The sequence below is a fragment of the Herbidospora sakaeratensis genome (assembly GCF_001570525.1).
Lineage (GTDB): Bacteria > Actinomycetota > Actinomycetes > Streptosporangiales > Streptosporangiaceae > Herbidospora > Herbidospora sakaeratensis.
On sequence record NZ_BBXC01000007.1, the window covers coordinates 1090869 to 1105535 of the forward strand.

Below are 14667 nucleotides of genomic sequence, written 5' to 3' on the forward strand. Positions count from 1 at the left end.
GCGTCCTCCACATCCTCGATCATGTCTCGCGGGAGAACGTAATAGAGGCCCGGCCACAGGATGATCAGGTCGGCTCCATACCGCCGCATCGGTAGAGCTCTGCGGCGCGCAGGACGTTGCCCAGGCGCGTGGGCAGAACATGCCGCTCGTCGGGATAGACGCGAAAGACGGCGAGGTCGGCGTTCTCCGCCTGCCGGGCCAAGGAGACGAACAAGGTCAGGCGCGTCAGCGGATATCCCTCGAAGAGCCGGTTGATGTTCCGCCAGAAGAGGCGGCGAAATAGCCCACCAGCACGACGAACTGAACCGTGAGGGATTGGGCGTTCCACCAGGCGACCAGAGTCGCGAATCCGTCTCCCTGTACCAGCACGGGGAGAAAGGGCAGGTCGAGAGATCGCGGTTCTTCTCGGAGCTCATGGGCCACCCCCAGACCGGGTTATCGCCAAGCCCCCGGTGTCAGCACGGCGACGGCCTCATGTCAGCGCCGCCCCGCACCGTATGACCCATGAACGGTTCCGCGATCGCGGCCACGGGGCTGCGCAAGGCATACAGAGACAAGGTCGTGCTCGACGGCATCGACCTCGACGTCCGGGCCGGCACGGTGTTCGCGCTGCTCGGACCCAACGGCGCGGGCAAGACCACCACGGTCAACGTGCTGACCACGCTGCTGGCCCCCGACGCCGGCACGGTGCTCGTCGCCGGGCACGACGTGACCACCGAGACCCGGGCGGTGCGCGCCGCGATCGGCGTGACCGGCCAGTTCGCCTCGGTCGACCTTCTCCTCACCGGCGAGGAGAACCTCCAGATGATGGCCGACCTGCTGCGGCTGCCGCGGGCGGAGGGGCGGCGGCGCGTCTCGGGGCTGCTCGACCGGTTCGACCTCACGCAGGCGGCCGGCCGGCCCGCCGCCTCCTACTCCGGCGGCATGCGCCGCAAGCTCGACCTCGCCATGACGCTGGTCGGCCGGCCGCAGATCATCTTCCTGGACGAGCCCACGACCGGCCTCGACCCCCGCAGCCGCCGCACCATGTGGGAGATCATCCGCGAGCTGGTGGCCGACGGCACCACCATCTTCCTGACCACCCAGTACCTGGAGGAGGCCGACCAGCTGGCCGGGCGGGTCGCCGTGCTCGACCACGGCCGCCTGGTCGCCGAGGGCGCCCCGGCGGAGCTCAAGCGGCGGGTGCCCGGCAGCCACGTCCGGCTCCGGTTCGCCGAGCGGCGCGACCTCGACGCCGCGGCGCGTGTCCTCGACGGCGCGACCCCGGACGACGACGAGCTGACCCTGCGGGTGCCCGGCGACGGCGGCGTGCGTTCGCTGCGCGCCCTGCTCGACCGCCTCGACGCGCACGGCGTCGAGGTCGGCGAACTGTCCGTGCACACCCCCGACCTCGACGACGTCTTCCTCTCCCTCACCGGCGGTGCACGATGAGAACCCTGTCCGACTCCACGACCATGCTGCGCCGCAACGTCCGGCACGCCGTGCGCAACCCGATCTCGGTCATCAACGCCCTGCTGCTGCCGGTCTTCCTGATCTTCCTGATGGTGTACGTCCTGGGCGACGGCTTCGACGTCGGGGTGGACTACATCGACTACGCCACCCCCGGCCTGATCATCATGACCATCTGCTACGGCGTCACCTCGACCACGGTCGCCGTCAACACCGACATGACGACCGGGTTCATCAACCGGCTCCGCGTCATGGACGTCTCCCGCGCCGCCGTCCTGAACGCCCACGTGATCGTGACCACGCTGCGCAGCCTGCTGGCCATCGCGGTGGTCGTCGGGATCGCGTTCCTGATGGGGTTCGCGCCGGCGGCCGGGCCCGTGGAGTGGCTCGGCGCGATCGGCGTCGTCGTGCTGACGGTGGTGGCGGTGGCGTGGCTGGCCGTCGCGTTCGGGCTGGCCGCGAAGACCCCGGAGAGCGCCGGGATCATCGCCGCCCCGCTGATGCTGCTGCCGTTCCTGAGCAGCGCGTTCGTGCCCGCCGAGCGGATGGGGCCGGGCGTGGCGCAGTTCGCCGCCTACCAGCCGTTCAGCTCCGTCATCGAGGCCCTGCGCGGGTTCCTGGCCGGGACCCCGGCGACCGGCGCGGCGGTGGCGGCGGCCGCCTGGTGCGTGGGGATCGCGGTGGTCAGCTATGTCTGGGCGCGGGCCACCTTCACGAAGCGAGTGTGACCTCCGCCAGCTCCCGCCAGTCGCGCCGCCCTCCCTCGTGGACCGCCTCGGTGAACCCCTGGTCGCCGAGGCGGTCGCGCGTCTCGGCGGAGATCCGGGCGACGTCCGGCAGCGAGTGGTCGGGGGTGCCGCGCACGGCCTCGGCCGCGCCGAGCAGCCGCGCGGCCTGTTCGTGCTCGCCCCGGCGGAGCGCGAGGTCGGCGAGCCCGATCAGCATGGTGGCGATCATCGGCGGATATCCGGCGGCCACGGCCACCCGGAACGCCTCGGCCCGGTAGCGGCGGGCCTCGGCGAGGTCGTCGGCGAGGGCGCCGTGCGCGTCCATGGCCAGCGCGCGGATCCAGCCCATCGGGTCGTCGTCGCCCAGCAGCGTCTCGGCCGAGGCCAGCTGCCGCAGGGCCTCGTCGTGGTCGCCGCGCCAGCGGGCCAGCTGGCCCTTCGCCACGGCGAGTTCGGCCAGCACGTTGGGCCACGCGATGCCGCCCGCCCGCCGCTGCGCCTCGGCCATCGCGGCCGCGCAGCGGTCCTCGTCGCCGAGCAGCCAGTAGAGCTGGGCCTGCCGGGCGCGCAGGCCGACGACGTCCTCGATCGCGCCGACCTCGGTCAGCGCGGTGACCGCCTCCTCGTAGTGGGCGCACGCCCGCTCGAACGCGCCCTTCATGGCGAGCCGGTCGGCCACGAACGCCAGCGCCGACGAGACGCCCCACCGGTCGCCGACCTCGCGGAACCCGGCGAGGGCGATCTCCCCGTCGGTGTCGACGCCGGTCTCGTCGCCGCCGATCGACAGCCGCAGCCGGGCCCGGCTGAGCCGGGCCTGCGCGCGCACCCACGGGTCGTCGTCGAGGGTCAGCGGGTCGAACGCCGACAGGAACTCGGCCGGCTCGCGCAGCATGCGCTCCAGCGGTTCGATGAAGCCGAGCATGGGGTGCCGGTGGCCGCCGCGCCGGGCCAGCCGGTGGGCCTCCAGGATCCACTTCTCGGCCTGGAAGTGGTCGCCGCCGAGCCCGGAGGTTACGAACACCGTGACGATCGTGTACGCCAGCGCCCGCACCTCGTCGGACACCTCGCCCGGCAGCGAGGCCGCCGCGAGGCTCAGCTCGGCGCCCTCGGCCCGGTGCCCGCCCAGATACCAGTACCAGCCCGCCGCCGCGGCCAGCCGCATCGCCTCCTCCGCGCGGCCGTCGGCGATGGCCCCGCGCAGGGCGGCCGAGACGTTGTCGTGCTCGGCCTCCAGCGCGGCCAGCCAGTCGAGCTGCCCGGCCCCCCGCAGGTGGGGGTCGGCCGTCTCGGCCAGTTCGGTGAAGTAGGCGAGGTGCGCCAGCCGGGCCGCCTCGGTCTCCCCGGCCTCGGCGAGCCGGTCGGCCGCGTACTCGGCGATGACGCCCAGCATCCGGTAGCGGGGCGCGCCGGCGCCGTCGGCGAGCACCAGCGACTTCTCCACCAGCGCGGTCAGCAGGTCCTCCTCGCCGCAGACCCGCACGGCCGCCTCCAGGCTCGCGCCGCCCGCGAACACCGACAACCGCCGCAGCACGCCGCGCTCGTCGTCCGACAGCAGGTCCCAGCTCCAGTCGACGACCGCGCGCAGCGTCCGGTGGTGCGGCAGCGCGGTCCGGCTGCCGCCCGTCAGCAGCCGGAACCGGTCGTCGAGGCGGCGGGCCAGCTGCTCGACCGACATGGTGCGCAGCCGGGCCGCGGCCAGCTCGATCGCCAGCGGCATGCCGTCGAGCGCCCGGCAGATCCGGGCCATGGCCGCCAGGGTGGGTTCGTCGTCGCCGACGTCCTGGCGCACCAGGGCGGCGCGGTCGCGCAGCAGCCGTAGCGCCGCGTCGGAGGCGAGCGGCTCGACCTGCCAGAGCACCTCGCCGGTGATGCCGAGCGGCTCGCGGCTGGTGGCCAGGATGCGCAGCCGCCGGCACTCGCCCAGCAGCCGGTCGGCGAACGCGGCGGCGGCCTCGATCACGTGCTCGCAGTTGTCCAGGACCAGCAGGATCTCGCGGTCGCGCAGCGCGGTGACGAGCCGGTCGACCGGCTCCCCGGCCCGCACCCCGCCGAGCAGGGCCTGGTCGCGCAGGCCGATCGCGGTGAGCGCGGCCTGCGCCAGGTCGCCGCCCGGCCGCAGCGGGGCCAGCTCGACCAGCCACACCCCGTCGGGCAGGCCGGGCAGCAGGCTCCGCGCGGTCTCGGTGGCCAGCCGGGTCTTGCCCGTGCCGCCCATGCCGGTCAGGGTGACCAGCCGGTGCCCGGCCGCCAGGGCGGCGACCCCGGCGAGCTCGTCGTCCTTGCCGACGAAGCTCGTCAGCTCGGCGCGCAGGTTGGTGGCCCGCCGCTCGCCGCCCGCCTCGCCCCGCAGGACGGCGGTGTGCAGGGCGGTCAGCTCGGCCGACGGGTCGACGCCCAGCTCGTCGGCGAGCCGTTCGCGGGTGCGCTGGTAGAGGGTGAGCGCCTCCGCGCCGCGCCCCGCCTCGGCCAGCGCCCGCATCAGCGCCCCGACGAAACCCTCGCGCAGCGGGTGGGCGGCCACCAGGCCGGTCAGCTCGGTGACCAGCTCCGCGCCGTGGCCGAGGCGCAGGTCGGCGTCGATCCGGTCGCCGAGCGCGGCGAGGTGCAGCTCGTCGAGGCGGGTGACGGCGGCGTCGAAGGTCTCGCTGCCGCGCAGCGCGACGTCGGCCAGGGCCGGGCCGCGCCACAACCCCAGGGCCGACCGCAGCAGCTCGGCCCGCGCCGGGGGTTCGGCCGTGCGGGCCTGGGCGACCAGGCGCTCGAACCGGGCGGCGTCGACCGCGTCGGGGGCCACGGCCAGCCGGTAGCCGCCGGAGTCCGCCTCGACCGTCCCGTCCGGGAGCACCCGGCGCAGCCGGGACACCAGGGCCTGCACCGCGTTGATCTCGTCGGCGGGCGGCCGCTCGCCCCAGATCCAGTCGACCAGGCGCGAGCGCGTCACGATCCGGCCGGGCTCCAGGGCGAGCGCGGCCAGCAGGCCCCGCAACCTGGCTCCGGGAACCTCCACCACGGAACCGGCCTCGTTCCGGACCTCGAACGGCCCGAGCAAGTCAACGCGCACAGGGCAGTATCGCCCAGAACCCGACCAAGCCACTCGCAAGGGTGCTCCAAGTCGCGATCTCTACCGTCGGGGTCCATGAAGAAGAGATTGATCGCCGCCGGTCTGACCGCCCTCGCCCTCGCGGCCGGCAGCCCCGCCCAGGCCGCCGCCGGCATCCACTGGGGCCCGGTGAACTCCACGAACGGCCGCGCCCAGGCCGACGTCCGCATCACCCCGTTCACCGCCCAGACCTTCGTCGTCTACGGCAAACTGCGCGACCGCTCGCCGTCGCACTGCGCCTACATCCGGGCGCGTTTCCACTACACGGGCGGCGGCACCGGCTGGAGCCGGGCCAGGACGACGTGCTCGGCGACGTCGTTCCGGCTGGGCTCCGACGGCCAGGTGAAGCGCGTCGACGTGAAGGTCTGCCTGTACGCGGCCAGGAAGACCTCCCGCTGCTACGTCGAGAAGATCACCCCGGAGATCATCGCGAACTGGCCTCAGTAGGCGAAGTAGGTCCCGTCGCCCGACTTCCCGGGCACCGCGCCCACGCAGCGGTAGGAGTGGTCGCCCGCCTCGAACGCCTCCTTGGTCGGCGGCAGCACGCTGGGCGACCACTGGTCGGCCGTCACCTTCCGCGCCGTCCCCTGCCGGGACGCCAGCAGCGTCGCCATCGAGCAGAGCTTGGCGACCGTGGGGTGCTTCTCCAGGGTGTTGCCGTTCCAGGTGACGGCGTCGGCCGGCATCGGCGCGATGGCGTAGGTCTCCCACGCGTGCTGCGCCTCGCACCCCACCCGGGGGGCGGTGACCGCCCCGGCCAGGCTGAGGATGCTCTCCCAGCACTCGGGCACCTTGACGCACGCCGCGCCCGCGAGGGCCTTGGCCGCCGCGCAGTTCTCCGTGTACGTCGCCACGTCGGCCGGGATGCCGACCGCCGCCTTCTCGGCCTTCCCGGCGTCGTCGCCCTGCGGGGCCGCGCCGTCGTAGGTCGCCGGGGGGTCGGCGCGCTGCCCCTCGATGACCCAGTAGGCGATGCCGCCGCCCAGCAGCAACGCGAAGAACACCGCCGCGATGACGAACCCGACCGGCGAGGTCCGCCGCGCCGGCGGGGGCGGCGGCGGGCGGTAGCCGGGCGGCCGGGTGGCGGCGTGGTGCTGCACCGGCCCGTGGTGCGGGCTGACGGTGTGCGGGCCGACCGCGCCGGGCCCGCCGACCCGGACGTCCTGGAACGGCGGCCGCAGCGGCGGCGGCTGGTAGGGCGGGGGAGCGGGCACCGGGGCGACCGGCCGCGCGGCGGTCGCGTTGCCGTCGGCGTCGAGCGTCGCCAGCGCGTCGCGCAGTTCGGCGGCGGTCTGGGTGCGCTGCGCGGGGTCGGTGACGAGGGCGTGCCGGAGCACGTTCAGCAACCCCTGCGGCACCCCCGGCACGTCGGGCACCGGCTGGCGGTGCAGCGCCATGATGACCGCGATGTTGGCCACGCCGGTGGCCGGGAACCGCGGCGGCCGCCCGTTCAGCAGCGCGTAGAACGTCGCCGCGAGCGAGTAGACGTCGCCCTGCGCGGTCGGCTCGACCAGCTCGAACGCCTCCGGCGGCGCGTAGGCCGGGGTGAGCGACTCGCGGGTGACCGACAACTCGGCGCCCTCGCCCTTGGACGGCATGGTGGCCAGCCCGAAGTCCGACAGCGCCACCTGGCCGTAGCCGTTCATCAGGATGTTCGCCGGCTTGATGTCGCGGTGCAGCACCCCGTTGGCGTGCGCGGCGGCGACCGCGTCGGAGATCTTGATCCCGATGTCGCGCACCTCGCGTACCGAGAACGGGCCCCGGTCCTTGAGCCGGTCGGCGAGGCTGCCGCCGGGGCACAACTCCAGCACCATGAACGGACGCCCGTCGCCGAGCACCCCCGCGTCGTAGACGTCGGCGACGTTGGGGTGCCCCGACAGGGCCCCGGCCGAGGTGACCTCGCGCATGAAGCGCCGCCGGTCACGGTCGTTGACCAGGACCCTGTTGTCGATCTTCAGTGCGACCTCGCGGCCGACGGCGAGCTGCCGGGCCCGATACACGATGCCGAACCCGCCCTGGCCGAGGATGCCGAGCACCTCGTACCCCTGGACGAGCGGGGCGCTCGCCTCACTCATGATCCGGGACATTACCGTAGAAGTTCACTCTCCGAAGCGGGACAACCGCCCTTTGGACCGGGCGTGCCGCAGCGTCGCGCCGTAGAGCCACAACGCCGCCGCGACGTAGCCGACGTCGAGCGCGGCGGCCACCGCGAGCGTGTCCCACGGGACGGGCGCGCCCCCCAGCACCGCCCGCATGCCCTCGAACACGTGGCTGGCCGGAACGGCGCCCGCCAGCCACTGGAGCGGCTCGGGCAGCACCGAGACCGGGTAGAAGACGCCCGCGACCGGCTGGAACACGAACACCAGGCTCCACGCGACGACCTGCGCGCCCTCGCCGAACCGCAACACCGCCGAGATCGCCACCAGCGCCAGCGCCCAGCCGAGCACGAGCAGCACCGCCATGAACGGGATCAGCCCGATCCCGACGGTGAACAGCCCGAACCCGTAGAGCACGTAGGCCAGCGTCACCATCACCGCGAGCCCGCCCGCGATCTTGATGAGCGAGAAGAGCACCAGCCCCGTGACGTACTCGCCCGCCGTCACCGGGGTGACGTGCAGGTTGATGAGGTTGCGGCTCCAGACGTCCTCCAGGAACCCGATCGCCACCTCGTTGGAGGCCCGGTGGAGCACCTGCCAGAGCAGGACCGCGCCCAGCAACATCGACACCACGAAGGGCACCTTGTTGGCCTGGAGGAACAGGGTGACGTACCCCCACACCACCAGTTCGATGACCGGCCAGAACAGGATCTCGAACACCCGGATCGGGCTGCGCCGCATCGCGGCCAGATCGCGGTAGACCACCCCGGCGATCCGCCGCCGCCGGGCCCTCGTGCTGTGCGGTTCGAACGCGATCGCCGTCACGCCGGCACCCCCTCACGCGCGACCTTGAGGAACACCTCTTCGAGGTCGACGACCCCGAAGTGGGCCGCCAGCTCCGCGGCCGACCCGCTGGCCACGATCCGCCCGGCGGCCAGGAAGTGGATGGTGTCGCACATGCGCTCCACTTCGAGCATGTTGTGCGAGGTGATGAGCAGCGCCGTCCCGGTCTCCCGCGCGACCGAGACCAGCAGGTTCCTGATCCGCTCCCCGGCGTCGGGGTCGAGCGCCGCCGTCGGCTCGTCGAGGATCAGCAGCTCGGGATCGTTGAGCAGCGCCTTCCCGAGCTGGACCCGGGTGTGCTGCCCCGACGACAGGTCGGAGGTCCGCCGCTTCAGCAGCGGCCCGATCTCCAGCAGCTCCGCGACCTCGGCCACCCGCCGCCGGGGGTCGCGCAGCCCGTAGAGCCGCGCGAACGAGTTCAGCACCTCCCGCACGTGCAGCACCCCCGGCAACCCGAGATAACTGGCCGAGAAGTTCACCCGGCTCAGCACCTCGGTCCGGTGCTTCTGCAGATCGAGCCCGAACATCGACACCCGGCCGGAATCGGGGGTGACGAGCCCGAGCAGCATGTGGAGCGTGGTCGACTTCCCGGCCCCGTTGGGCCCGAGCAGCGCGGTGATCTCCCCTTCGCCGACGGACAGATCCACCCCGTCGACGGCCTGAACCGGCCCGAAGCGTTTGGTCAGGGATTGGGCTTCAAGAATGGCCACTTGGCCAACGATCCGTCGCGGCCAAGCACCGCCGCAACGCATTTTCACCGACCGCGCGTCGGTCACCGGGACCGGGCGGGTCGTCCGGATGGAATCGGATCATGAACCAGACGTTCCTCGGTGTCGGCTACACGCGCGACCACGCCGGGCTGCCCCTTGAGGCGGTCCCGGTCACCGTTCCCGGGCCGGAGCCCGACCAGGTGCTGATCCGGGTCGCCGCCTCGTCGCTCAACCCGCTGGAGTACAAGCTCGCCGAGCTCAACTTCCTCGGCCGCACCCCTCCCGTCGCCCTCGGGTTCGACCTCGCGGGCGTCGTGGCGGGGGTGGGCGGCGACGTCACCGGCCTGGCCGCCGGCGACGCGGTGGTGGCCATGGCCGACCTGGACGGCGACGGCGGCTGGGCGGCGACCGGCGGGGGTTCCTTCGCCCTGGCCCGCCGGTTCCTCACCGTCCGCAAGCCGCCGTCGCTGGGTTTCCGCGACGGCGCGGCGTTGCCGATGTGCTTCCTGTCGGCCTTCGCGGGGCTCTACGGACGGGTCCGGCCCGGGGACGTCGTCTACGTCCCCGGCGGGGGCGGCGGGGTCGGGCATCTGGCCGTGCAGATGGCGGCCCGGACGCTGGACGCCGCGATCGTCGTCAGCAGCGGCGGCGGCCCCGAGTCGATCGAGCTGGCCCGGCGGTCGGGCGCGCACCACGTCTTCGACTACAAGCACGACGACATCGCCGCCGAGATCGGGAGGCTGACCGGCGGCCGGGGCGTCGACCTCGTCTTCGACGCCACCTACGACGAGGGGAGCTTCGCGGCGACCGCGGCGACCGTCCGGCGGGGCGGCGACTGGGTCGTGCTCGGCGTCGGGCCCGGCCGGACGACCCGCGTCGCCGAGACCCGCAGCCCGGTCGACGGGATCCTGGCCGAGCGCGGGGCCCGGCACGTCAACGTCAACCTGCTGCGCTACTTCTCCGAACCGGAATTGCTCGACGACGAGGCGCGCGGCTTCCTCGGGCGCGGCATGGAACTGGCGATGGAGTGGGCGGACCGGGGGCTCGTGGTCCCGCACGTCGGGCAGACCATCGAGAGCGGCGTGGACGCCGTCAACGCCGGCCTGCGCACGCTGAAGGCCGGAGGGGGCGTCCACGGGAAGATCGCGGTGATCGTGGACCGGGACCTCACACGAGGCGATGCCCGTAACGGGTGACGAGGGGCGCCAGGTCGGGCTCGCCGAACCGGGCCCGCATCGCGTCGAAGCGCTCGACCTTGTCGGAGCCGAAGCGGCCGATCCGGGCGGCGAAGGCGGTCGCCGTGAAGAAGGCGGGCGGATCGGACTTGCTGTGGAACTTGTCGGCGTACATGACGAGCGCCTCCTCGCCCGTCTCCGCGACGTAGTCGCCGAGCGGGATCGGCAGGTTCTGCGCCACGATGTCGGCCCGGCGCAGGCCCACGCCCGTGTGACAGGAGGCGAACCGCCGGATCGCCTCCGGCATCCCGGCCTCGGCGAGCAGTTCGTGCCCCAGCACACCGTGGCGCACGTAGGGGGCGTCGCCGAGCCGGTAGACCCCGATGTCGTGGACGAGGCACCCGGCCCGCACCAGGTCGGCGTCGAGCTCCTCCGCGCACCGCGACAGCAGCTGCTCCGCGATGGCCCACACGATCTCGCAGTGGGTGTGCACGACCTCCAACGCCTCCGGCGAGGGCGCGTGCGCGCGGTGCAGCGCGCGGATCTCCCGATCGGTCGGGATCATCGTTTCATTCCCCGGACGACCGGCAGCCCGCCGCCGGCGTCGAGGACGAGCCGGTCGCCGAGCGGCCGGGCGAGCGTCACGGTCGCCGTGGCCGTCTTCAGGGCCAGCGGGCACGCCCCGTCGCCGCCGGTCGGCGACGACTCCACGCCGACCACCACCACCCGGTCGGTCTCGTGGACGAGGACCTTCTCCACCGTCTCGCACATGCCGAAGCCGTAACGCACGAGCAGGTCGCGGCCCCGCACGAGGTCGAAGGCCATGATCCGGGCGGGATCAGCACCCGTCGGGCGCGGCGTGACGACCGAGGGGTCGACGGCCACCCGGAAGAAGGGCTGGTCGAGCCCTTCGGCGGTGAAGCGCCACGCGGGGGCCTGGATCGTGCCGCGGCTGGTCTCCATGGGCACCGAGCCCAGCGTCACGTCCGTGAAGACCAACTGGCGGCAGCCCTTGGCCGGGCAGGGGTCCTCGATGAGGTGGGAGCTGCCGCTGACCTCGGCGTACGCGGCCGCCGCGGAGACGAGCGGGACGTGGGAGACCGTTCCGTCGGGCCAGCGGACCGGCGCGGGGGAGGGGGCCTGCGAGGGCGGCGTGACGGCCAGCCGCCACGCCTTGTTGTGGGCGCTGCGGTTGGCCCAGGAGGGCAACCGGCCGGTGATCCACCCGTAGGGGTTCAGCACCCCCAGCGGCACGAAGCCGGTGCGCCAGGCCCGGTCGTCGGCCGACCCCTGCCACTGGGCCGCCACCTGCCGGGCCCGGCCCTCGAAGTCACCGGTGGAGTCGCAGGAGACCAGGAGCAGCACGAAGGACAGGCGCAGGAGCAGGTTCCGGCTCATCAGGCGAGTATGCGTGACGCGCGGTGCTCCGCCGCCAGCATCGTCACCAGAACCAGCACCAGAAGCGCCAATTGGGCCGTCGCCGACCACAGGCCCGCCGCCGCCGTCGCCAGGGCGGCCGCCGCCGCCAGGCTCCTGATCGGGGTCTGCCGCAGCGTGAGCACCCGGCGGAACCAGAAGTCGCCCGCCAGGTAGAGGGCGACCCCGAGGCCGAGCATGATCGCCGCCGACGGCTTGAGCGGGTCGAGGGGGTGGCCGATGACCTTCTTGATGCCGCCGGACACCGCGACGACGCCCAGCAGGATCGGGATGTGCCCGTAGAAGTAGGCGCCCAGGATCATCCGCGTCCGGGTGACCGGTTCGGCCGCCGCCAGGGCGTGCTCGGCCCTCGTCTCGTCGTCGCCGCCGAAGTAGGCCCACCACAGGCACGCCGCCAGGCACAGGCCCAGCGCGCCCGCGAACCCGAGGCCCAGGTCGACGGTCAGGTCGGCGGCACCGATGCCGATCGCGAGCATCGACTCGCCGAGGACGACGATCACCAGCAGGCCGTGCCGCTCGACCACATGGGCCGCGCGCAGGGTGAAGCCCCGCTGGCCGATGAAGTAGGGGCTGCCCCAGAGCAGGACCAGCGCCGCCGCCCACAGCAGGTAGTCGTACGGCGCGGGCGTGAAGGCCGCCACGCCGATGAGCGCCGTGGCCGCCAGGTTGAACGGGATCACCCGCACGATCGCCCGGGTGGCCTGCAGGTAGAGCGCGCCGTGCACGACGACCAGCAGCAGGTAGCCGACCGCGAAGGCGGGGCCGCCGCCGTCGAACGTGGACGGGATCGCCAGGGCCATGAGGAGGAAGCCGGTCATGCCCAGCAGCACCAGGACGCGCCGCGCGGGGCGTACCGGCGGGACGACGTTGAGCAGCCAGACGTAGCCGGAGTACATCCACCACATCACCCCGAACACGAGCACGACCTGCAGCGTGCTCTCGCCGATGGTGACGGCGGGGTGGCCGGGCGCGGGCGTCTCCAGGCCGGTGACCAGGAGGTGGGTCAGTTGGGTGACGGTGAAGACGAAGACGAGGTCGAAGAAGAGCTCGAGCGTGGAGACCCGTAACTCGGGCTCGGGGGCGCTCTGTTCGGCGGGTTCGGCGAACCACGCGGGAAGCCGCATATCAGAAGATTGTCAGGTAATCGAGTAATCATGCAATCAGATGTTCAGAACATCTGGATGGTCTCAGTATGCTCGTCGGGTGCTGACCCTCCACACCCTGCGCTGCGCCGGTTCCACCACCCTCGCGCGGCTGGCCGAGATCGCCGGCCGGGCCGAGCCCGGCGTCGAGTCGGAGCTGATCGACCTGGCCGTGGCCGGGCTGGTGACGTTCGAGCCGGGCCCCTTCGGCGGGTGGAGCATCACGCCGGCGGGCCGGGCCGCCCACGCCGCGTGGATCGCCGACGAACTCGACGCCGCCGGGACCCGGCCCGAGGTGGCGGGGGCGCTCGACCGGTTCCTGCCGCTCAACGCCGAACTGCTCGACCTGTGCGCGGCGTGGCAGCTGCGGCCCGACGTGCGGGTGCTCACGCTGCTCGACGACCTCGACCGGCGGGCCGAGCCGGTCTGCGCCGACCTGACCGGGGCGCTGCCCCGGTTCGGCCGCTACCGCGTGCGGCTCGCCGAGGCGCTGGCGCGGGTGCAGGCGGGGGAGACCCGCTACGTGACCGACGACCTGGCGTCCTACCACGTCATCTGGTTCCAACTGCACGAAGACCTGCTGCTCACGCTCGGCCTCCCCCGGTGAGGTGGGTGCGTCCCCTCGACTCGGGGATGCCGGCCGAGGTGGTCGGCGGGAAGGCCCACGGGCTGGGCGTGCTGACCCGGCTCGGGCTGCCGGTGCCGCCCGGGTTCGTCATCGGCGCCGACGCCTGCCGCGCCTACCTGCGCGACGGCCGCCTGCCCCACGGCCTCGCCGGCGAGGTGCGGGCCGCCGTCGCGGGGCTGGCCGCCGCCGAGGTGTCGGTGCGGTCGGGCGCGAGCGTCTCGATGCCCGGCATGATGACGACCGTGCTCGGCCTGCCCGCCGACCCGGTCGGGCCCCTCCTCGACGCCGTCGCCGAGGTCTTCGCGTCGTGGCACACCCCCCGCGCCCGGACGTACCGGGACCTGAACGGCATCCCCCACGACCTCGGCACCGCCGTGACGATCCAGGCCATGGTGTACGGCGACCGCGACCCCCGCAGCGGAACGGGCGTCGCCTTCACCCGCGACCCGACCACGGGCGCGCCCGTCCTCTTCGGGGACGTCCTGTTCGGGCGGCGGGGCGACGCGGTGGTGTCCGGCCGGGAGCCGACCGTCCCGCTGGGCGAGCTGGCCGCGCGGGAACCGCGCGTGTGGGCCGGGCTGACCCGCGCGGCGGCGCGCGTCGAGGGCCACTACCGCGACGCCTGCTACCTGGAGTTCACCTACGAGAGCGGCGACCTGTGGTTCCTCCAGGTGCGCCCCGGCCGCTTCACCGGCGCCGCCGCCGTCGTCGTGGCGGCCGACCTGGCCGACGAGGGCGTCATCGACCGGGCCGAGGCGCTGCTCCGGGTCGCCCCCGCCGACCTGAAGCGGGTCGCCCGCGTCACGGGCCCGGCCGACGTCGTCGCCCGGGGGCTGGGCGCCTGCCCGGGCGTCGCCACCGGACGGGTCGCCACCAGCGCCGACGCGGCGGTCCGGATGGCCGCCGCCGGGCCGGTCGTGCTGGTGCGGCCGGAGACCTCCCCGCTCGACCTGCGCGGCATCGCGGCCGCCGCCGGGATCGTCACCGCCCGGGGCGGCCCGGCCAGCCACGCCGCCGTCGTCGCCCGCGCGATGGGCCGGCCCGCCGTGGTCGGCGCGGCCGGGCTGGTCGTGGCGGCGGGGTCGGTCCGCGCCGGCGACCGCACCATCCCCGAAGGCGCGCTCGTCACGATCGACGGCACCGGCGGCGAGGTGGCCCTGGGCGAGCCCGCCGTCACCGAGTCGCTCGCCGACGCCCACGTCCACCGTCTTCTCGGCTGGGCCGACGAGGTCTCGGGCGACGCCTCCGACCGGCCCGGCCCCGACCGGCTGCGGGCGGCCCAGGCCGTGTTGAGACAGTGATTCGGTCATTTTCGTCCCTTGTGTCGCGTGCCGGTCACGGAGCGTGGGCAGGTCACCG

General features: G+C 73.7%; 14 protein-coding genes. 6 read left to right on the forward strand and 8 right to left on the reverse strand.

All coding sequences use genetic code 11. The annotated features are described in order from the left end of the window. Positions 1–64: 64 nt before the first annotated feature. Positions 65–328, reverse strand: coding sequence for a hypothetical protein (locus AW271_RS39450; RefSeq protein ID WP_157553897.1), 264 nt, complete (start codon positions 326–328; stop codon positions 65–67). 176 nt (positions 329–504) lie between these two features. Between AW271_RS39450 and AW271_RS04495 the strand changes: the two genes are divergently transcribed. Both AW271_RS04495 and AW271_RS04500 read left to right on the forward strand, forming a co-directional pair. Then, positions 505–1431, forward strand: a complete 927-nt coding sequence (locus tag AW271_RS04495) for an ATP-binding cassette domain-containing protein (RefSeq protein ID WP_062332112.1) — start codon at positions 505–507, stop codon at positions 1429–1431. Continuing rightward, entirely contained in the window at positions 1428–2177 is a 750-nt protein-coding gene (locus AW271_RS04500) for an ABC transporter permease (protein ID WP_062332115.1), read from the forward strand. Before AW271_RS04495 ends, AW271_RS04500 begins: the two co-directional genes overlap by 4 nt. Here the strand turns inward: AW271_RS04500 and AW271_RS04505 are convergent. Continuing rightward, complete coding sequence (locus tag AW271_RS04505) at positions 2161–5238, reverse strand: AfsR/SARP family transcriptional regulator (RefSeq protein ID WP_062332118.1); 3078 nt, start codon at positions 5236–5238, stop codon at positions 2161–2163. The genes AW271_RS04500 and AW271_RS04505 overlap by 17 nt on opposite strands. Positions 5239–5313: 75 nt before the next feature. Between AW271_RS04505 and AW271_RS04510 the strand changes: the two genes are divergently transcribed. Then, complete coding sequence (locus AW271_RS04510; protein ID WP_157553898.1) at positions 5314–5724, forward strand: hypothetical protein; 411 nt, start codon at positions 5314–5316, stop codon at positions 5722–5724. Here AW271_RS04510 and AW271_RS04515 read toward each other — a convergent pair. From AW271_RS04515 to AW271_RS04525, 3 genes are read right to left on the reverse strand one after another with little or no spacing between them, the layout of a single operon-like run. Beyond that, positions 5718–7352 (reverse strand): serine/threonine-protein kinase, encoded by a 1635-nt coding sequence (locus AW271_RS04515; RefSeq protein WP_062333091.1) that lies wholly within the window; start codon positions 7350–7352, stop codon positions 5718–5720. The two genes, AW271_RS04510 and AW271_RS04515, sit on opposite strands and share 7 nt — an antisense overlap. Positions 7353–7376: 24 nt before the next feature. Further along, positions 7377–8198: an ABC transporter permease gene (locus tag AW271_RS04520; protein ID WP_062332126.1), complete on the reverse strand. Its 822-nt coding sequence runs from the start codon at positions 8196–8198 to the stop codon at positions 7377–7379. Further along, the gene (locus AW271_RS04525) at positions 8195–8926 is read right to left on the reverse strand and encodes an ABC transporter ATP-binding protein (protein ID WP_218007934.1); all 732 of its coding nucleotides are present in this window, start codon (positions 8924–8926) and stop codon (positions 8195–8197) included. The genes AW271_RS04520 and AW271_RS04525 overlap by 4 nt, the downstream gene beginning before the upstream one ends. Positions 8927–9027: 101 nt before the next feature. Here AW271_RS04525 and AW271_RS42790 point away from each other — a divergent pair, with 101 nt between their 5' ends. Next, positions 9028–10122, forward strand: coding sequence for a zinc-binding dehydrogenase (locus AW271_RS42790; protein ID WP_062332132.1), 1095 nt, complete (start codon positions 9028–9030; stop codon positions 10120–10122). Here AW271_RS42790 and AW271_RS04535 read toward each other — a convergent pair. Genes AW271_RS04535 through AW271_RS04545 form a run of 3 tightly spaced genes read right to left on the reverse strand, consistent with a single transcriptional unit; the run spans position 10094 to position 12662 of the window. Continuing rightward, positions 10094–10666: an HD domain-containing protein gene (locus AW271_RS04535; protein WP_062332134.1), complete on the reverse strand. Its 573-nt coding sequence runs from the start codon at positions 10664–10666 to the stop codon at positions 10094–10096. The genes AW271_RS42790 and AW271_RS04535 overlap by 29 nt on opposite strands. After that, on the reverse strand, positions 10663–11499 hold the full coding sequence (locus tag AW271_RS04540; protein ID WP_062332137.1) for a hypothetical protein: 837 nt from the start codon (positions 11497–11499) through the stop codon (positions 10663–10665). Before AW271_RS04540 ends, AW271_RS04535 begins: the two co-directional genes overlap by 4 nt. Beyond that, positions 11499–12662, reverse strand: a complete 1164-nt coding sequence (locus AW271_RS04545; protein ID WP_062332141.1) for a low temperature requirement protein A — start codon at positions 12660–12662, stop codon at positions 11499–11501. The genes AW271_RS04540 and AW271_RS04545 overlap by 1 nt, the downstream gene beginning before the upstream one ends. Before the next feature lie 79 nt (positions 12663–12741). Between AW271_RS04545 and AW271_RS04550 the strand changes: the two genes are divergently transcribed. Further along, positions 12742–13287, forward strand: coding sequence for a transcriptional regulator (locus AW271_RS04550; protein WP_245652917.1), 546 nt, complete (start codon positions 12742–12744; stop codon positions 13285–13287). Positions 13288–13292: 5 nt separating this feature from the next. After that, complete coding sequence (locus AW271_RS04555) at positions 13293–14609, forward strand: PEP/pyruvate-binding domain-containing protein (protein WP_245652918.1); 1317 nt, start codon at positions 13293–13295, stop codon at positions 14607–14609. Positions 14610–14667: the final 58 nt, after the last annotated feature.